16 protein-coding genes are annotated in these 18,407 nt (G+C 64.0%); all 16 read left to right on the top strand.

What is annotated here, in order from left to right; all coding sequences use genetic code 11:
* Positions 1-12 precede the first annotated feature (12 nt).
* The 16 genes from rsmH to LMJ30_RS02070 all read left to right on the top strand — a co-directional run bounded on the left by rsmH (position 13) and on the right by LMJ30_RS02070 (position 18,398).
* Positions 13-978, top strand: a complete 966-nt coding sequence (gene rsmH / locus LMJ30_RS01995; protein WP_229430663.1) for a 16S rRNA (cytosine(1402)-N(4))-methyltransferase RsmH — start codon at positions 13-15, stop codon at positions 976-978.
* A complete protein-coding gene (gene ftsL, locus LMJ30_RS02000) occupies positions 975-1,247 on the top strand; it encodes a cell division protein FtsL (protein ID WP_229430664.1) in 273 nt (90 codons plus the stop codon). The genes rsmH and ftsL overlap by 4 nt, the downstream gene beginning before the upstream one ends.
* Positions 1,244-3,019 (top strand): peptidoglycan D,D-transpeptidase FtsI family protein, encoded by a 1,776-nt coding sequence (locus tag LMJ30_RS02005; protein ID WP_229430665.1) that lies wholly within the window; start codon positions 1,244-1,246, stop codon positions 3,017-3,019. Before ftsL ends, LMJ30_RS02005 begins: the two co-directional genes overlap by 4 nt.
* The gene (locus LMJ30_RS02010) at positions 3,016-4,557 is read left to right on the top strand and encodes a UDP-N-acetylmuramoyl-L-alanyl-D-glutamate--2,6-diaminopimelate ligase (RefSeq protein ID WP_229430666.1); all 1,542 of its coding nucleotides are present in this window, start codon (positions 3,016-3,018) and stop codon (positions 4,555-4,557) included. The genes LMJ30_RS02005 and LMJ30_RS02010 overlap by 4 nt, the downstream gene beginning before the upstream one ends.
* The gene (locus tag LMJ30_RS02015; protein WP_229430667.1) at positions 4,557-5,951 is read left to right on the top strand and encodes a UDP-N-acetylmuramoyl-tripeptide--D-alanyl-D-alanine ligase; all 1,395 of its coding nucleotides are present in this window, start codon (positions 4,557-4,559) and stop codon (positions 5,949-5,951) included. Before LMJ30_RS02010 ends, LMJ30_RS02015 begins: the two co-directional genes overlap by 1 nt.
* A 1-nt stretch (position 5,952) precedes the next feature.
* Positions 5,953-7,122, top strand: coding sequence for a phospho-N-acetylmuramoyl-pentapeptide-transferase (gene mraY / locus LMJ30_RS02020; protein ID WP_229430668.1), 1,170 nt, complete (start codon positions 5,953-5,955; stop codon positions 7,120-7,122).
* 2 nt (positions 7,123-7,124) lie between these two features.
* On the top strand, positions 7,125-8,621 hold the full coding sequence (murD, locus tag LMJ30_RS02025; RefSeq protein WP_229430669.1) for a UDP-N-acetylmuramoyl-L-alanine--D-glutamate ligase: 1,497 nt from the start codon (positions 7,125-7,127) through the stop codon (positions 8,619-8,621).
* Positions 8,621-9,832 (top strand): putative lipid II flippase FtsW, encoded by a 1,212-nt coding sequence (gene ftsW, locus LMJ30_RS02030; protein ID WP_229430670.1) that lies wholly within the window; start codon positions 8,621-8,623, stop codon positions 9,830-9,832. Before murD ends, ftsW begins: the two co-directional genes overlap by 1 nt.
* Positions 9,829-10,914, top strand: a complete 1,086-nt coding sequence (gene murG, locus LMJ30_RS02035; RefSeq protein ID WP_229430671.1) for an undecaprenyldiphospho-muramoylpentapeptide beta-N-acetylglucosaminyltransferase — start codon at positions 9,829-9,831, stop codon at positions 10,912-10,914. Before ftsW ends, murG begins: the two co-directional genes overlap by 4 nt.
* Complete coding sequence (gene murC / locus LMJ30_RS02040) at positions 10,911-12,308, top strand: UDP-N-acetylmuramate--L-alanine ligase (RefSeq protein ID WP_229430672.1); 1,398 nt, start codon at positions 10,911-10,913, stop codon at positions 12,306-12,308. Before murG ends, murC begins: the two co-directional genes overlap by 4 nt.
* Positions 12,305-13,264, top strand: coding sequence for a D-alanine--D-alanine ligase (locus LMJ30_RS02045; protein ID WP_229430673.1), 960 nt, complete (start codon positions 12,305-12,307; stop codon positions 13,262-13,264). The genes murC and LMJ30_RS02045 overlap by 4 nt, the downstream gene beginning before the upstream one ends.
* Before the next feature lie 6 nt (positions 13,265-13,270).
* Positions 13,271-14,095, top strand: coding sequence for a cell division protein FtsQ/DivIB (locus LMJ30_RS02050; protein WP_229430674.1), 825 nt, complete (start codon positions 13,271-13,273; stop codon positions 14,093-14,095).
* 9 nt (positions 14,096-14,104) lie between these two features.
* Positions 14,105-15,337 carry a cell division protein FtsA gene (gene ftsA, locus LMJ30_RS02055; RefSeq protein WP_229430675.1) on the top strand — a complete coding sequence of 411 codons (1,233 nt, stop codon included), beginning with the start codon at positions 14,105-14,107 and terminating at the stop codon, positions 15,335-15,337.
* 140 nt (positions 15,338-15,477) lie between these two features.
* A complete protein-coding gene (gene ftsZ, locus LMJ30_RS02060) occupies positions 15,478-16,686 on the top strand; it encodes a cell division protein FtsZ (RefSeq protein WP_229430676.1) in 1,209 nt (402 codons plus the stop codon).
* A gap of 177 nt (positions 16,687-16,863) precedes the next feature.
* Positions 16,864-17,370 (top strand): peroxiredoxin, encoded by a 507-nt coding sequence (locus LMJ30_RS02065; protein WP_229430677.1) that lies wholly within the window; start codon positions 16,864-16,866, stop codon positions 17,368-17,370.
* Positions 17,371-17,555: 185 nt separating this feature from the next.
* Positions 17,556-18,398, top strand: coding sequence for a DMT family transporter (locus tag LMJ30_RS02070; RefSeq protein WP_229431046.1), 843 nt, complete (start codon positions 17,556-17,558; stop codon positions 18,396-18,398).
* The last annotated feature ends 9 nt before the right edge of the window (positions 18,399-18,407 follow it).

An 18,407-nucleotide genomic window follows, 5' to 3' on the forward strand; every position in this document is an offset into this window, starting at 1 on the left:
AGGCGCCAGCGAATGACCACAGTGGCGGCGCCTGAGTTCCAGCACCGGACGGTGCTGCTCAATGAAGCGGTAGATGCGCTTAACATCGAAGGCGCGCGCGCCGACGGTATCTATATAGATGGCACCTTCGGCCGCGGCGGCCACAGCCGCCTGATCCTGTCGAAGCTGGGGCCGAAGGGCCGCCTGTTCGGCTTCGACAAGGACCTGCAGGCCATCGCCACCGCCAACCAGATCAACGACCCCCGTTTCGAGATCGTGCACGACAGCTTCGCCACCATGAAGAGCGCGCTGCAGGAGCGCGGCGTGCACCACGTGGACGGCATCCTGCTCGACCTGGGCATCTCTTCGCCGCAGGTCGACGACGCCGCGCGCGGCTTCAGCTTTCAAAAAGACGGTCCGCTCGACATGCGCATGGATACCACGCGCGGCGTCTCGGCGGCCGAGTGGCTGGCAACGGCAACCGAACAACAACTGGAAAAGGTAGTGCGCGATTATGGGGAAGAACGGTTTGCTTTTCAGATTGCAAAGGCGATTGTTGCTAGCCGGGCAGTCGAACCAATTTCAACCACACGACAGCTTGCCGGTATCGTGGCAAACGCGGTCAAGACCCGCGAAAAGGGCAAGGATCCGGCCACCCGTACCTTTCAGGCTATCCGGATTTTCGTCAATAAAGAGCTTGAAGATCTCGAGACAGGCTTAGGCGAAGCGTACGCGCTGCTCGCGCCCGGCGCGCGCCTGTCGATCATCAGCTTCCATTCGCTGGAAGACCGCATGGTCAAGCAGTTCCTGGCCAGTAAAGCCAAGGTCGAGCAGCCGGACCGCCGCCTGCCGATCCGCGCCGTCGACCTGCCGCAGCCGTTGATGAAGCTGGTCGCCAAGATCAAGCCTTCCGAGGCCGAGGTGAAGGACAACCCGCGTTCGCGCTCCGCGGTCCTGCGCGTGGCCGAACGCCTGCCGTTCGCCGGAGCTGCCGCATGAGCTTCAAGATCAACCTGGTCCTCGCCGCGCTGCTGGTGAGCTGCGCGCTGGCGCTGGTGAACTCGCAGTACAAGGCGCGCAACCTGTTCATCGAACTGGAAAAACTCCAGCAGCAGTCGCGCCAGCTCGACATCGACTGGGCCCAGCTCCAGCTCGACCAGTCGACCCTGGGCAAGAACGCCCGCATCGAAGAGATCGCGCGCACTGAACTGAACATGGCGCCGTTGTCGCCGGCACGTACCCAGTACCTCACGGAGGGCGACAAATGAAGCGCAACGCTAACGGCGTGAACTCGCGGGTCGCTGCCTCGAAAGGGGTGTCGTTCTCGAAAAGCCCGGTGCTGGCGGTCAGCCTGCCGACCTGGCGTTCGCGCGTCGTCTTGTTTGTGCTGTTCGCGGCATTTGCGGCGCTGGCCGTGCGCGCCCTGTGGCTGCAGGGGATGTCCAACGAGTTCCTGCAAAAGCAGGGCAAGAGCCGCTACGAGCGCACCATCGAACTGCCGGCCACGCGCGGCAAGATCATGGACCGCAACGGCCAGGTGCTGGCGTCGTCGCTGCCGGTCAAGGCGGTGTGGGCGATCCCGGAAGACGTACTCAAGTCGCCGCCTGAAAAGCTGGCCGAACTGGCGCGCCTGCTCGAGATGAGCGATGCCGAACTGCGCAAGAAGCTCGATTCGGACCGCACTTTCGTGTACCTGAAGCGCCAGGTCGAAATGGACGTGATCGCGAAGATCGACAAGCTCGCAATCGCCGGCCTCGACACGCGCAAGGAATACAAGCGCTTCTACCCGCAGGGCGAAGTGATGACCCACGTGGTCGGCTTCACCAACGTGGAAGACGCCGGCCAGGAGAGCATGGAACTGGCGCAGCAGAAGACCCTGCAGGGCGCCACCGGCAGCCGCCGCGTGATCAAGGACCGCCTGGGCCGCATCGTCGAAGACGTCGGCCTGTCGAAGCAGCCGCACGACGGCAAGGACCTGACCCTGTCGGTCGACAGCAAGCTGCAGTACATCGCCTTCTCCAGCATTAAAGAAGCGGTCGAGAAGTTCAACGCCAAGGCCGGCGCCGCCGTGGTGCTGGACGTGAAGACCGGCGAAGTGCTGGCGCTGGCCAACTACCCGACCTACAATCCGAACGACCGCCGCAAGCTGACCGGCGAGCAGTTGCGCAACCGCGTGGTGACCGACACCTTCGAGCCCGGCTCCACGCTCAAGCCGTTCACGGTGGCGCTGGCGCTGGAAACCAGGCGCGTAACGCCAGAGACCATGTACGAAACCGCGCCGGGCTTCATGGTCATCGGCGACCGCCGCATCCGCGACATGCACACCTACGGCGCGCTCAGCGTCGCCGAGATCATCCAGAAGTCGTCCAACATCGGCATGGCCAAGATCGCGCTGCCGATTCCGCCGCAGGAGATGTGGGAGATCTTCACCAAGTCGGGCTTCGGCCAGCAGCCTAAATTCGGCTTCCCTGGCGCCGTGGCTGGCCGCGTGCGTCCGTATAAATCGTGGAAGCCGATCGAACAGGCCAACATGGCCTTCGGCCACGGCATTTCGGTATCGCTGCTGCAGCTGGCCCGTTCGTACATGATCTTCGCGCGCGACGGCGACATCATCCCGCTGTCGTTCCAGAAGGTCACCGAGCAGCCGGTCGGCCAGCAGGTGATCTCGCCAAAGACGGCGCGCCAGATGCGCATGATGCTCGAGAGCGTGGTCGGCCCTGAAGGCACCGCGTCGAAGGCGCAGGTGCCAGGCTACCGTGTCGGCGGCAAGACCGGTACGGCGCAGAAGCTGATCAACGGCCGCTATTCGAACAACCGCAACGTGGGTTCGTTTGTCGGCATCGCGCCGATGTCGAACCCGCGCTTCATCATCGCCGTCATGCTCGACGACGTCAGCGGCGTGTACCGCACCGGCGGCTGGGTCGCCGCGCCGACATTTGCCGCGCTGGCCGCCAACGCGCTGCGCGCCGCCAACGTGCCGCCCGATTCAACCGTCACCGATATCATCATTCCTGAAAACCCTCTGGAGGACAGCCTGTGACCCCGGTTAGCATCCAGGACATCTGCCAGTGGATCCGCGACACTGCGCCCAACGCGCAGCTGGCATCCGACTCGCGCCGCATCAAGGCGGGCGACGTTTTCTTCGCCTACAAAGGCGAGGGTAACGACGGCCGCGACTACATCAAGACCGCCGTCGAGCAGGGCGCAGCCGCCGTGCTGTTCGAAGCCACCGACTATGCCTGGGATAACGCACTCGATGTGCCGCACCTGGCCGTCGAGCACCTGAAACGCCACGCCGGCGAGATCGCCCATGCGTTCTACGGCATGCCGGACGCGGGCATGTTCACCGTCGGCGTTACCGGCACCAACGGCAAAACGTCGTGCGCGGTCTGGCTCGGCCAGGCCATGTCGCGCCTGGGCAGCCCGACCGCCGTCATCGGCACGCTCGGCGTTGGCCTGTTCAGCGGCCGCGGCGAACCTGAATACGACGTCACCGGCTACACCACGCCTGACGCGGTACTGCTTGCAGGCAAGCTTGCGCAAGTACGCCAAGCGGGCGCTGCCTCGCTGGCGATCGAGGTATCATCGATTGGTTTGGAGCAGGGCCGTACCTCCGGCATGCATTTCGATGTCGCGTTGTTCACCAACCTGACGCGCGACCACCTCGACTATCACGGCGACATGGCCAGCTACGAAGCGGCCAAGATTAAATTGTTTGAATGGCCTCACCTGAAGACCGCTGTACTTAACCTGGACGACCCAGCCGGATTGCGCCTCGTGGAGCACCTGCGCGCCAAGTTCGGCGATGCGCTCGCGCTGATCGGCTACACGCTGCGCGACGCAGTCGCCCAGCCGCAGCTCGACGGCGTCGCCATCCTGCGCGCGTCGCAGTTCCGCAGCCGCCACGCGGGCACCGACTTCCACCTTGAATCGCCGTACGGCGCCGCTACCGTCAAGACCCAGCTGGTCGGCCACTTCAATATCAGCAATGCGCTGGCGGTGCTCGGCGCGCTGCTGGCCAAAGGCACTCAGCTCCGCGCCGGCGTCGATGCGCTCGAAGCGCTGACCCCGGCCCCGGGCCGCATGCAGCAGGTCGGTGGCCAGGACGCGCCGATGGTCGTCATTGATTACGCCCACACCCCAGACGCACTGGAGAAAACCCTGCAGGCGCTGCGCCAGGTGGCCGATGAGCGCGGCGGCCAGCTGTGGTGCGTGTTCGGCTGCGGCGGCGACCGCGATCCGGGCAAGCGCCCGCAGATGGGCGCCATCTCGCAGATCGCGCAGCACGTGCTGGTCACCAGCGACAATCCGCGCAGCGAAGAACCGGGCGAGATCATCGACCAGATCGTTCGCGGCATGGACAAGAACCACCCTGAATCGACCTTCCAGGCGATCGAAGACCGCGCTGCGGCGATCCTCTCGGCGGTCAAGCACGCCGCGAAGCAGGATGTCATCCTGGTTGCCGGTAAAGGCCACGAGCCGTACCAGGAAATCAAGGGCAAGAAGATGCCGTTTTCCGATGCAGACCACGCCGCGCTGGCCTTCGCCGCGCGCGTTACCATGATGAGGACAAACTGATGCGCGGCTCACTGGCACTGATGGTCCCGTCGATCGCGGGCGCACGCATGACGCAGAACGCGACCTTCGAATCGGTCACCACCGACAGCCGCACGGCTAGCGCCGGCGAGCTGTTCGTCGCGCTGCGCGGCGAGAACTTCGACGGCCACGACTTCCTCGAACAGGTCGCCAGCCGCGGCGTGGGCGCGGTCGTCGTCGAGCAGCTGCCGCCGGGACTGAAGCTGCCAGCCATCGTGGTGCCGAATACACTCGTCGCGCTGGGCCAGATCGCCAACTTCTGGCGCACCCGTTTTGACATCCCAGTCATCGGCGTCACCGGCAGCAACGGCAAGACCACGGTCAAGGAAATGATCGCGTCCATCCTCGCGGCGGCGTACGGCGAAGAAGGCCGTCTCGCAACCCGCGGCAACCTGAATAATGAAATCGGCGTCCCGCTGACCCTGATGCGGCTGACCGAAGCGCACAAGGCCGCCGTGGTCGAACTGGGCATGAACCATCCCGGCGAAATCGGCCGCCTGACCGCGATCGCGGCGCCGGCCATCGGCCTGGTGAACAATGCGCAGCGCGAGCACCAGGAATTCATGCACACCGTCGAAGCGGTAGCGCAGGAAAACGGCGCGGTCATCGCGGGCCTGCCGGCTGACGGCGTGGCCGTGTTCCCGGCCGACGACACCTACACCGACCTGTGGATGGGCCTCGCGCAGCAGCGCGGCCAGCGCAAGGTCATCACCTTCGGCCTCACCAGCGCCGCCAACGTCAGCTGCGCGCACCGCGCATCGGGCGCCGGCAGCGAACTCGATGTCACGGTCGCCGGCACCGGCAAGGGCGACGGCACCTTTACCGTGCAGCTGGCGGCGTTCGGCCTGCACAACGTGCGCAACGCGCTCGCTGCCATCGCCTGCGCCGTCGCGGCAGGCGTCGAACGCGACGCCATCGTGCGCGGCCTTGAGTCGTTCGCGCCGGTCAGCGGCCGCCTGCAGCGCAAGCAGGCCGCATGCGGCGCGACGGTCATCGACGACACCTACAACGCCAATCCGGATTCCGTGCGCGCCGCCATCGACGTGCTGGCCGAAGCGGCCGAGCCGCGCATCCTGGTGCTGGGCGACATGGGCGAAGTCGGCACGCAGGGACGCGAGTTCCACGAAGAGATCGCAGCCTATGCGGCCAGCCGCGGCATCACCACCGTGCTGGCGACGGGCGAACTGGCGCGCCACATGACGGCCGCCGGCGCACAACATTTTGAGCAGTTTGACGAGTTATTGGCAGCACTGGACGCAAAGCTGGGCACCAAATCTGACGCAACTGTGTTGGTGAAGGGCTCGCGCTTCATGAAGATGGAACGCGTGGTTCAGCACCTGCTTGGACAACACAACTCTGGCAAGGAAGCCCACTAATATGCTGCTCTGGCTCGCACAATTCTTCCAGGACGAAATCGGTCCGCTGCGCGTTTTTAACTTCATCACCTTCCGTGCGGTGTTCGCCACCATCACGGCGGTGCTGATCGGCCTGATCGCGGGTCCGTTCGTCATCCGCAAGCTGGTGCAGATGAAGGTTGGCCAGGCAGTGCGCACCAACGGTCCGCAGACCCACCTGAAAAAGCACGGCACCCCGACCATGGGCGGCGTGCTGATCCTGATCGCCATCGGCGTATCGACCCTGCTGTGGGCCGACCTGTCGAACCGCCTGATCTGGCCTGTGCTGGTGGTCACGCTGGGCTACGGCGCCATCGGCTGGGTCGACGACTACCGCAAAGTGGTGTACCAGGACCCGGAAGGCATGCGCTCGGGCGAAAAGTACTTCTGGATGTCGCTGATCGGAATCGCCGCCGCGCTGTACCTGGCGTTCTCGGTGTCCGCCGCGACTCCTGCCAAGGTGTGGGAACTGTTCTTCGCGTGGGTGCAGTCGGGCTTCTCGATGGACCTGCCGCCAAAGGCCGACCTGATCGTCCCGTTCTTCAAGACCATCAGCTATCCGGTCGGCGTGTGGGGCTTCATCGCGTTGACCTACTGCGTCATCGTCGGCTCCAGCAACGCGGTCAACATCACCGACGGCCTCGATGGCCTGGCCATCATGCCAACCGTGATGGTCGGCTCGGCGCTTGGCCTGTTCGCTTACCTGACCGGTAGCGCGACTTATTCGAAATACCTGTTCATCCCGCACATTGCAGGCGCGGGCGAACTGCTGATCTTCTGCGGCGCGATGGCTGGCGCGGGCCTGGCCTTCCTGTGGTTTAACGCGCACCCTGCGCAGATGTTCATGGGCGACGTCGGCGCGCTGGCGCTGGGCGGCGCGCTCGGCACCATCGCCGTCATCGTGCGCCAGGAAATCGTCCTGTTCATCATGGGCGGCATTTTCGTGGCCGAGACCATCTCGGTAATGATCCAGGTGAGCTGGTTCAAGTACACCAAGAAGCGGTACGGCGTGGGGCGGCGGGTATTCCTGATGGCGCCTTTGCACCACCACTTTGAACAAAAGGGCTGGAAAGAGACCCAGGTCGTGGTCCGCTTCTGGATTATCACGATGATGCTGGTCCTGATCGGCCTGTCCACACTGAAGCTGCGCTAATAATGATCTACGAAGGCAAAAAGGCACTGGTGCTGGGGCTCGGGGAATCCGGGCTCGCAATGGCGCAATGGCTGGCACGCTGCGGGGCAACCGTGCGCGTGGCGGACACGCGCGCCGAGCCACAGCGCCTGCCGGCCTTGCACGACACCGTGCCTGGCGCGGAATTCGTCGGCGGCCCACTGGCGGCAAGCCTGGTCGACGGCGTCGACTTCGTGGCGGTCAGCCCTGGCCTGATGCCGCAGCGCGAGCTGGCCGACATCACCCCTTCGGCGCAAGAAAAGAACATCCCTGTCTGGGGCGAGATCGAACTGTTCGCACAGGCGCTCGCACACCTGAAACAGGAGCGCGGTTACGCGCCGAAGGTCATCGCGATCACCGGCACCAACGGCAAGACCACGGTCACCAGCCTTACCGGCCTGCTGTGCGAACGCGCGGGCTTGACGACGCGCGTGGCCGGCAACATCAGCCCGGCGGCGCTTGACGTGCTGCGCGAAGTGCTCGATGCGGACGAACTGCCGCAAGCCTGGATCCTTGAGCTGTCCAGCTTCCAGCTGCACGCCACCTTCAGCCTCGACGCCGATGCGGCGACGGTGCTGAACGTGACCCAGGACCACCTTGACTGGCACGGCGACATGGCGTCCTACGCCAATGACAAGGCCCGCATCTTCGGTGAGCACACCGTCCGCGTGCTGAACCGCGACGACGCAGCGGTGATGCGCATGGCCGCGCCAACCGCCGATGTGGTCACCTTCGGCACCAACGAGCCGGCGCAGGCCGGGTCGTTCGGCCTGCAGAACGAGCGCGGCGTGCTGTGGCTCGCCGTCGGCGTGCCGGGCGAAGAAAGTGAAAAGAAGCGTCGCAAGAATGAGCCGGTGGAAGAGGTGCCTTGCATCGTCAACCGCCTGATGCCGGCCGACGCGCTGCGCATCCGCGGCATTCACAACGCATCGAACGCGCTGGCGGCGCTGGCCCTGTGCCGCGCCATCGGCCTGCCGTTCGCGGCGCTGCTGCACGGCCTGCGTGAATACCAGGGCCAGCCGCACCGGGTCGAACTGGTCACCACGATCGATGGCGTCGACTTCTATGACGACAGCAAGGGCACCAACGTCGGCGCAACCGTCGCGGCATTGAATGGCCTTGGCAAGGCATTCGGCAGCGAGAACCAGAAAATTGTGCTGATCGCCGGCGGCGACGGCAAGGGCCAGGAATTCGATCCGCTGGCCGAACCTGTCTCGCGCTACGTACGCGCGGTAGTGCTGATCGGCCGCGACGCGAAGCTGCTGCGCAGCGCGATCGAACCAGCCGGCGTCGACATGGTCGATTGCGCAACGCTGCCTGAAGCAGTGCAGCGCGCCGCGGGACTGGCGCAGGGCGGCGATTGCGTGCTGCTGTCGCCTGCGTGCGCCAGCATGGACATGTTCACCAGCTACGCGCACCGCGCGCAGGTGTTCGTCGATGCGGTGCGCGAACTGGCACTGGAAAAGGGACAGGACATCTGATGGCCATCCAGCTTCCATTCAAATTCTCCGGATCGTCGTCCGACGCCCTGTCGGGTGGCCGCGCGCGTCCGTCGAAAATGATGGAATACGACCAGCCGCTGGTCTGGGTAACGCTGCTGCTGATGCTGTTCGGGATGGTGATGGTGTATTCCGCCTCCATCGCGCTGCCTGATTCGCCGAAGTTTGCGAACTACAAGAACAACTACTTCCTGCAGCGCCAGGCGATCTTCATCGTGGTGTCGGTGATCGCCGCGCTGTTCGTGTTCCGCATCCGTATCGCGGTGTGGCAGCGCTATGCGCCGATGATGTTCGTCGCTACGCTGGTGCTGCTGGCGATCGTGCTCATTCCAGGCATCGGCGTGTCCGTCAACGGCGCCCAGCGCTGGCTGAACCTGAAGATCTTCAACCTGCAGCCGTCCGAAGTGATGAAGATCGCCGCAGTGCTGTACGCGGCCGACTACACGGTGCGCAAGCAGGAATACATGCACAAGCTGACCAAGGGCTTCATGCCGATGGCCGCCGCGATCACCCTGATTGGCGGCCTGCTGCTGCTCGAACCCGACCTCGGCGCGTTCGGCGTCATCGTCTGCATCGCCATGGGCATCCTGTTCCTGGGCGGGATCAACATCGTCTGGTTCGGCGGCATCGTGATGCTGCTGGTGGCGACGTTCGGCGCGATCATCGCGCTGTCGCCATTCCGCCGCGCCCGCATGTTCGCCTACCTTGATCCGTGGCAGGAAGACAACGCGCTGGACAAGGCTTATCAGCTGACCCACTCCCTGATCGCTTTCGGCCGCGGCGAGTTCTTTGGCGTTGGCCTCGGCGGCAGCGTCGAAAAGCTGCACTACCTGCCGGAGGCGCACACCGACTTCATCATGGCCGTCATCGGCGAAGAACTCGGCCTGGCCGGCGTGCTGGTCGTGATCGCGATGTTCTACTGGCTGGTCAAGCGCGCCTTCGACATCGGCCGCCAGGCCATCGCCATCGACCAGGTGTTCGCGGGCCTGACCGCAAAAGGCATCGGCATCTGGATCGGCGTGCAAACCTTCATCAACATGGGCGTGAACCTCGGCCTGCTGCCAACCAAGGGACTGACCTTGCCTTTGATGAGCTACGGCGGCTCGGGCGTGCTGTTCAACTGCGTGGGACTGGCGATTTTGCTGCGTATCGATTACGAAAACCGTGTTCTGATGCGCGGAGGCCGCCCATGAAGCGCCTGATGATCATGGCTGCCGGCACCGGCGGGCATATTTTCCCTGGCATCGCGATTGCGCAGACCATGCGCCAGCGCGGCTGGGATGTAAGCTGGCTGGGCACCTCGCATGGCATGGAAACCGACCTGGTGCCGAAAAACGGCATCGAGATGGACACCATCGACTTCGCGGGCATGCGCGGCAAGGGCCTCGGCCACACCGTGCAAGGCGCCTTCAAGATGGCGGCCAGCTTCGTCACCTGCATGGGCATCATCCGCCGCCGCAAGCCGGATGTCGTGCTTGGCATGGGTGGCTACGTCTGCGTGCCTGGCGGGATGATGGCGCGCTGCGCCGGCGTGCCGCTGGCACTGGTCAATGCCGACGCCGCGCTGCTGTTGTCGAACAAGACGCTGGCGCCGATCGCCCAGCGCGTGATGTTCGGCTTCCCGGCCGACTTCGGCCGCGCCGCGAACAAGGCAGTCGTCACCGGCAACCCGGTGCGCAAGGAAATCCTGGACATGCCGTCGCCGGAGGCGCGCTTCGCATCGCGCACCGGCGTGCTGCGCATTTTGGTGGTCGGCGGCAGCCTGGGCGCCAAGGTGCTCAACGACAGCGTGCCTGCCGCACTGGCGATGCTGGCGCAGGGCGAACGTCCGCTGGTGACCCACCAGTCGGGCAAGAAGAACATCGATGCGCTGCGCGCCTCGTACGCCGCAGCTGGCGTCGAAGCGAACGTGGTCGACTTCATCGACGACATGGCGGCTGCCTACGCCGACGCCGACATCGTGATCTGCCGCGCAGGCGCGATCACAGTGTCCGAGCTGACGGCGGCCGGCGTGGCCAGCGTGCTGGTGCCTTTCATGGCGTCGACGACCAGTCACCAGCGTGATAACGCGGTGTGGATGGCAAAGCAGCATGCGGCAATCCACCTGCCGCAAAAGGAATTGAGTGCAAAAAGTATGGCGGCCTTGCTGCAATCGCTGACCCGCAACGACTGCCTTGAGATGGCGGTGGCGGCAAAAGCGGTGGGCAAGCGCGACGCGAACGACGCGATCGCCAATGTGTTGGAACAACTGGCCGGAACGGACAAAAAAGCATGAAGCACAAGATCAAGAATATCCATTTCGTCGGTATCGGCGGCAGCGGCATGAGCGGCATCGCCGAAGTGCTGCTTAACCTCGGCTACAACGTGTCGGGCTCGGACCTCGGCACCAACGCAGCTACCCAGCGCCTCGAAGAACTGGGCGCGACCGTGATGCGCGGCCACGCCGCCGAAAACGTCGCAAACGCAGATGCGGTGGTCACCTCGACCGCCGTCCAGGCCGACAATCCGGAAGTTGTCGCTGCCCGCGCGGCGATGACCCCGATTGTGCCGCGCGCGATCATGCTCGGTGAACTGATGCGCCTCAAGCGCGGCATCGCGATTGCCGGCACCCACGGCAAGACCACCACCACCAGCCTGGTCGCCTCGGTTCTGGCGCAGGGCGGCCTCGATCCGACCTTTGTCATCGGCGGCCGCCTGACCAGCGCCGGCGCCAACGCCAAGCTGGGCACCGGCGAATATATCGTGGCCGAAGCCGACGAATCGGATGCGTCTTTCCTGAACCTGTCGCCGATGCTGGAAGTGATTACCAATATCGACGCCGACCACATGGACACCTACGAGCACGATTTCGAAAAGCTCAAGGCCGCCTTCGTGCACTTCACGCACCGCCTGCCGTTCTACGGCCGCGCGATGCTGTGCATCGATGACGTGCATGTGCGCTCGATCCTGCCGCAAGTGACCAAGCCGATCACCACCTACGGCTTCTCTGAAGACGCCCAGGTGCGCGCCGTGAATGCGCGCGCCGAAGGCCTGCAGATGCACTTCACCGTCATCCAGGCCGGCTACCCGGACACCGACTTCGTGCTGAACCAGCCTGGCATGCACAACGTGCAGAACGCCTGCTCGGCGATTGCGATCGCGCGCGAACTCGGTATCGAAGACGAAGCCACCCAGCAGGGCCTGGCCGAATTCCGCGGCGTTGGCCGCCGCTTCACCCGCTACGGCGACGTGGCCATTCCTGGCGGCGGTACGTTCGCGCTGGTCGACGATTTCGGCCACCACCCGGTGGAAACCGAAGTCACGCTGAAGGCCGCGCGCGCCGCCTATCCTGGCCGCCGCCTGGTGCTGGCGTTCCAGCCGCACCGCTTCAGCCGGACGCGCGACCTGTTTGAAGACTTCGTCAAGGTGCTGTCGGCGCCGGACGTGCTGGTGCTCTCGGAAGTGTATGCGGCGGGCGAGCAGCCGATCGTCGCTGCCGACGGACGCGCGCTGGCGCACGCGCTGCGCGTTGGCGGCAAGATCGAACCGATTTTCGTTGAGTCGATGACCGACATGCCGGCCACCCTGATGAACGTGGTGCGCGACGGCGACGTCGTGATCACGATGGGCGCCGGCTCGATCAGCGGCATTCCCAACAAACTGACAACCTATGGAGAAGCCTCGAAGTGAGCGCAACTACCACCAATGAATTCGGCAAGGTCGGCGTGCTGTTCGGCGGCCGCTCCGCCGAGCGCGAAGTGTCGCTGATGTCCGGCACCGGCGTGCTGGAAGCCTTGAAGGCCAAGGGCGTCGACGCCCACGCCTTCGATCCGGGCGAGCGCAGCATCGCCGAGCTGGCTGCTGAAAAATTCGACCGCGTGTTCATCGCGCTGCACGGCCGCTTCGGCGAAGACGGCAGCCTGCAGGGCGCGCTGGAACAGCTGAACATTCCGTACACCGGCAGCGGCGTGATGGCCTGCGCGATCGGCATGGACAAGGTCTACACCAAGAAGATCTGGCTGATGGATGGCCTTCCGACGCCTAAGTACGCAACGCTCGATGCCGGCTCGGACCTGTCGAAAGTCGTGGCCGAACTGGGCCTGCCGGTGATGATCAAGCCGCCGCTCGAAGGCTCGACCATCGGCATCACCAAGGTCATGCTTGAGGCCGAACTGCAAGCCGCGGTGGAGCTGGCCGCGAGCCTGGGCGACGTTGTGCTGGCCGAGCAGTTCGTGACCGGCCGCGAGTTCACCGTCGCAGTGCTGGGCAAGGGCCGCACCGCAAAGGCGCTGCCGATCGTCGAGATCGTGGCGCCGGGCGGTAACTACGATTACCAGAACAAGTACTTCACCGACGACACGCAGTATTTCTGCCCGGCGGTGCTCGATGACGCGACCACCGCTGAAATCCAGCGCCTCGCTGTACTGGCCTATAACGCGCTTGGCTGCGAAGGCTGGGGACGCATCGACTTCATGCTGCGCGAATCGGACAACAAGCCGTTCCTGATCGAGGCGAACACCTCGCCGGGCATGACCTCGCATTCGCTGGTGCCGATGGCTGCGCGCGCGCTGGGTATCAGCTATGAAGACCTGTGCGTGGAAATCCTGCGCTCGGCACGCCTTAAGATGGCGAAGGGACAGGGCTAAGCGCGAATGTGGCAAGACGTAAGGGCCTTGAACGCAACGGCGAACACTTTAATTGCGCTGGTTGTCATCGCGCTGCTGGGTTCAGGCGTTTGGTGGATCTCGCAGCGTCCGATGTTTGACCTGCGCACGGTGTATGTGCAGCACATGTACGGGATGGACCTGAAGCATGTGAACAAGCTGACGCTGACGCAGGGCATGCTGGGCAAGGTGAAGGGCAATTTCTTCACGACGGACCTGGAGCAGGTGCGCGGCGCGTTCGAGCAGGTGCCCTGGGTACGGCGCGCAACGGTCAGGCGCGAGTGGCCGGACCAGCTGGTAGTGGAAGTGGAAGAGCACGAAGCGCTGGGCACGTGGGGCGCGGACGGCAGGCTGTTGTCGGTGAAGGGCGATATCTTCACCGCCAACTTGGCCGAGGCGGACGAGGACCATGAACTGCCGGCCTTCGATGGCCCGAAGGGCAGCGAGAAGGAAGTGCTGGCACGGTTCCTCCACCTGCGCGACTGGTTTGCGCCGGTGAGCCTGATACCGGCGGAGTTGAACCTGTCGTCGCGCTATGCATGGACAGTGGTGTTCACCAACGGGATGCAGGTGGCGCTGGGCAGGGAGCAGGACGCGACGACGCTGAAGGCGCGGGTCGACCGGCTGGTGGGGATTTATCCGCAGTTGTCGAACCTGTTGAAAGAGGGGATCGCGACGGTGGACATGCGGTACCAGAACGGGCTTGCACTATCGGCCCACGGCCTGTCGGTACCGAAGGACATAACGAAGCCTGTAAAGGCTGTAACAAAAAAAACGAATTCAACCAGCAGCACAAACCGGAATAAACAGTAGGCCAGCAAAATGACAAAAGACGCGAAAAATCTGATCGTCGGACTCGACATCGGCACCTCCAAGGTGGTGGCGGTGGTGGCCGAGGTGATGGCCGACGGACGGCATGAGGTCATCGGGCTCGGACAGCACGAGTCGAAAGGCCTGAAGAAAGGCGTCGTCGTCAACATCGAGGCCACCGTCGAGTCGATCCAGCGCGCGCTTGAAGAAGCCGAGCTGATGGCCGACTGCAAAATCCGCAACGTGTATGCCGGTATCGCGGGCAGCCATATCCGCTCGTTCAATTCGAGCGGCATGGTCGCGATCAAGGACAAGGAAGTCACCGCCACCGACGTGGCGCGCGTGATCGAAACGGCCAAGGCCGTGACCATTGCCACCGACCAGCAGCTGCTGCACACGGTGCCGCAGGAATTCATCGTCGACAAGCAGGAAGACGTGCGCGAGCCGATCGGCATGAGCGGCGTGCGCCTCGAAGTGCGCGTGCACATCGTGACCGGCGCGGTGTCGGCGGTACAGAACATCGTCAAGTGCGTACGCCGCTGCGGCCTTGAAGTGTCGGACCTGATTTTGCAGCCGATGGCGTCCGCCGATGCGGTGCTGACGGCCGACGAAAAAGAGCTGGGCGTGGTCCTGATCGACATCGGCGGCGGCACCACCGACATCGCCGTGTTCTCGGACGGCGCCATCCGCCATACCGCGGTTATTCCAATCGCCGGCGACCAGATCACCAACGACATCGCGATGGCGCTGCGCACGCCGACATCGGAAGCCGAAGAAATCAAGATCCGCTACGGCGTGGCCAAGCAGGTGCTGGCCGACCCGGGCGAAACGCTCGAAGTGCCGGGCCTGGGCGACCGCGGACCGCGCAGCCTGTCGCGCCAGGCGCTGGCCGCCGTGATCGAGCCGCGCGTCGAAGAACTGTTCGCGATGGTGCACCAGGCGGTGCGCGATTCCGGCTACGAAGGCGTGCTCTCGTCGGGCATCGTCCTGACCGGCGGCACCTCGATCATGCCGGGCATGGCCGAGATGGCCGAAGACATCTTCCTCAAGCCGGCGCGCCTTGGCACGCCGGACTACCGCGGCCAGCTGGCTGACGTCGTGCGCAGTCCGCGCTATGCGACTGTCCTCGGCCTGCTGCTGGAAGCGAAGAAGCAGTATTTGCGTGGGCACATCGTGACGCGTCAGGATGGCTCGGTGAAGGCGGTGTGGCAGCGGATGAAGGAATGGTTCTTAGGTAATTTTTAAGTTGCAAAGCAGGGCGGGGCAGCACGATTCGGCATTGTCTTTAAAGAGATTTTTATAAATAACCGCAGTTTTCAATCTCCAGGTTTCATATTCATAAGAGCCCTGGCGCTTGGAAACGGCAAATTCATCAGGAGTACATCATGGAGTTCGATATGGTTGATAACGCAGCACTGGGAACCGTCATCAAGGTCGTCGGCGTCGGCGGCGCAGGTGGCAATGCGGTTCAGCACATGATCAACAAGGGCGTTTCCGGCGTCGAGTTCATCGCCGCCAACACCGACGCCCAGGCACTGGCCGCGTCGTCGGCGCATAACATTATCCAGATCGGCGAGACCGGCCTGGGCGCAGGCATGAAGCCGGCGGTCGGCCGCCAGCTGGCGGAAGAATCGCGCAACCGCATCGAAGACTCGCTGCGCGGCGCGCACATGGTTTTCATCGCCGCAGGCATGGGCGGCGGCACCGGTACCGGCGCGGCGCCAATCGTCGCGGAGATCGCCAAGTCGATGGGCGCGCTGACCGTGGCCGTCGTATCGAAGCCGTTCTCGTACGAAGGCCAGAAGTGCATGGACATCGCTGAAGAAGGCCTTGAAGCCCTGTCGGCGCACGTCGATTCCCTGATCATCATCCTGAACGAAAAGCTGGAAGACATCTACGAAGATGAATCGATGCTGGACTGGATGAAGCACGCCGACGATGTACTGAACAACGCGGTTGCGGGTATCGCCGAGATCATCAACGTCCCTGGCCATATCAACGTCGACTTCAACGACGTCAAGACCATCATGGGCGAGCAGGGCAAGGCGATGATGGGCACCGCGACCGCATCGGGCGTGGACCGCGCACGCATCGCGGCCGAGCAGGCAGTGGCATCGCCGCTGCTCGACGGTATCGACCTGTCCGGCGCGCGCGGCGTGCTGGTCAACGTCACCGCAAGCCGTGGCCTGAAGGGTAAGGAGATCAAGGAAGTCATGGCTGCGGTGCGCGCGTTTGCAGCGCCTGACGCATCGATCGCGCAAGGTATCGCGTACGACGACGAGATGGGCGACGATATCCGTGTCACCGTAGTGGCCACTGGCCTGGGCAAGGCCAAGAAGGCAATGCAGCTGGTCCAGACCCCGATGCTGCGCACCGGTACCCACAACCAGCCGATGATGGCGTCGGGCGGCATGGGCGCGGCTTCGGCAGGCGTCACCATGGGTTCCGCATCGGGCGTGGGCGGCGCGATGGACGGCATGAAGCAGCCGGCCGTATGGCGCCGCGAGCAGGCGTCGGAGCAGGTCCAGGCGATGCAGCGCAATGGCGTCGAGACCTACGACATTCCAGCGTTCCTGCGCAAGCAAGCTGACTAAGTTTTAAGCGTACTCGTTCGCCATAGGGCGGAAGAGCGCAGCGTCATCCGCCGAGTTCAAATCGGCGGATGACGCTTCGCTCTTCCGCCCTACTTTTTGGGGCGTCGCCAGCAGAAAAATGGCGGATCAGGCATACTGGACAACCATTTCCCCCAACAACACTACAAGGAGTCATACATGACCATTAAAATCGGCGACCGCCTCCCGGAAGGCACCCTGGCTGAATTCGTAGAGACCGAAACCGAAGGCTGCGCACTCGGCCCGAACACTTTCCAGGTAGCTGACTTGGTCAAGGGCAAGAAGATCGCGATCTTCGGCCTGCCTGGCGCCTACACCCCAACCTGCTCGGCACAGCACGTGCCAGGCTATGTCCAGCACGCAGCCGAATTCAAGGCCGCCGGCGTCGATGAAATCTGGTGCATCTCGGTCAACGACGCGTTCGTGATGGGCGCGTGGGGCCGCGACCAGAAGGCGACCGGCATCGTTCGCATGATGGCTGACGGTAACGCAGCTTTCTCGAAGGCACTGGGCCTGGACGCTGACTTCTCCAAGTTCGGCATGGGCACGCGCTCGCAGCGCTACTCGATGCTGGTGGAAGACGGCGTCGTCAAGCAACTCAACGTAGAGCAGGGCGGCGGCTTCGAAGTGTCGAATGCCGAGACGATGCTGAAGCAGCTGGCTTAAGCCTCAGCTAACTCGCTGTCCGCTCTCGTAGGGCGGAAGAGCGAAGCGTCATCCGCCATGCATGCGCCAACGCGGCTCATGGCGGATAACGCTTCGCTCTTCCGCCCTACATTTATTTGAATGCTCGCTTTATGAACCAAACAAGAACAACTGCCGTCAACGGCAACCTGCGCAGCATCTACGCGATGCTGATCGCCGTCGCCATGTTCTCGCTGATGGACACGGCCATGAAGCTGCTGTCCCAGACCTATCCCGCCGTGCAGGTGGCGGCGCTGCGGGCGCTGTCGTCGATGCCGCTGGTGATCGGCTACCTGGTGTGGCGCGGCGCATTCAAGAAGATCACCCAGGTGCGCTGGCCGCTCCAAGTGCTGCGCGGCGTGCTGGGCATCGCCATGCTGGCCTTGTTCGCCTTCGGCCTTAAAAACCTGTCGCTGGCCGAGGCCTACACCATCTTCTTTATCGCACCGGCACTGATCACGGCGCTCTCGGTATTCTTCCTGAAAGAGACCGTCGACGCCCAGCGCTGGATCGCCATCGTCGTCGGCCTGGTGGGCGTGCTGGTGGTGCTGCGCCCCACCGGCGAAGGCATGCTGACCCTGGGCGGCTTCGCCGTCCTGGGCGCGGCCGCCTGCTACGCGGTGTCGGCCATCGCGGCGCGCATCCTGGCGCGCACCGACCGCGCCGAGCACGTGATGTTCTGGCTGATCATGCTGATGGGCTTCGGCGCCACCATCATCGCCGCGCCGAACTGGGTGGCGGTACGCGCGGCGGATACCTGGCTGCTGGTAGGCCTTGCCATCAGCGGCTTCCTCGGCCAGATCGCCATCACCGAGGCGTTCAGCTCGGGCGAGGCGTCAAGCGTGGCGCCGTTCGAGTACTCGGCGCTGGCCTGGGGCGTGGCGATCGACTGGCTGCTGTGGCAGACCCTGCCCGACGAATACACCTTGCTGGGCGCGGCCATCATCATCGGCAGCGGCATCTACCTGATCCGCCATGAACGGGTGCATTCGGAAAGCGAACATCCCTGACGCCGCCAA

This window comes from Massilia agrisoli, from assembly GCF_020831365.1.
Classification (GTDB): domain Bacteria; phylum Pseudomonadota; class Gammaproteobacteria; order Burkholderiales; family Burkholderiaceae_D; genus Telluria_A; species Telluria_A agrisoli.

Excerpts from the sequence above, each read along its gene's own strand:
- LMJ30_RS02005 (WP_229430665.1), top strand. The coding sequence starts at position 1,244 with ATGAAGCGCAACGCTAACGGCGTGAACTCGCGGGTCGCTGCCTCGAAA.
- LMJ30_RS02065 (WP_229430677.1), top strand. The coding sequence starts at position 16,864 with ATGACCATTAAAATCGGCGACCGCCTCCCGGAAGGCACCCTGGCTGAA.
- LMJ30_RS02070 (WP_229431046.1), top strand. The coding sequence starts at position 17,556 with ATGCTGATCGCCGTCGCCATGTTCTCGCTGATGGACACGGCCATGAAG.
- LMJ30_RS02050 (WP_229430674.1), top strand. The coding sequence starts at position 13,271 with ATGTGGCAAGACGTAAGGGCCTTGAACGCAACGGCGAACACTTTAATT.
- murG (WP_229430671.1), top strand. The coding sequence starts at position 9,829 with ATGAAGCGCCTGATGATCATGGCTGCCGGCACCGGCGGGCATATTTTC.
- ftsZ (WP_229430676.1), top strand. The coding sequence starts at position 15,478 with ATGGAGTTCGATATGGTTGATAACGCAGCACTGGGAACCGTCATCAAG.
- ftsL (WP_229430664.1), top strand. The coding sequence starts at position 975 with ATGAGCTTCAAGATCAACCTGGTCCTCGCCGCGCTGCTGGTGAGCTGC.
- ftsA (WP_229430675.1), top strand. The coding sequence starts at position 14,105 with ATGACAAAAGACGCGAAAAATCTGATCGTCGGACTCGACATCGGCACC.
- murC (WP_229430672.1), top strand. The coding sequence starts at position 10,911 with ATGAAGCACAAGATCAAGAATATCCATTTCGTCGGTATCGGCGGCAGC.
- mraY (WP_229430668.1), top strand. The coding sequence starts at position 5,953 with ATGCTGCTCTGGCTCGCACAATTCTTCCAGGACGAAATCGGTCCGCTG.
- rsmH (WP_229430663.1), top strand. The coding sequence starts at position 13 with ATGACCACAGTGGCGGCGCCTGAGTTCCAGCACCGGACGGTGCTGCTC.
- ftsW (WP_229430670.1), top strand. The coding sequence starts at position 8,621 with ATGGCCATCCAGCTTCCATTCAAATTCTCCGGATCGTCGTCCGACGCC.
- murD (WP_229430669.1), top strand. The coding sequence starts at position 7,125 with ATGATCTACGAAGGCAAAAAGGCACTGGTGCTGGGGCTCGGGGAATCC.
- LMJ30_RS02015 (WP_229430667.1), top strand. The coding sequence starts at position 4,557 with ATGCGCGGCTCACTGGCACTGATGGTCCCGTCGATCGCGGGCGCACGC.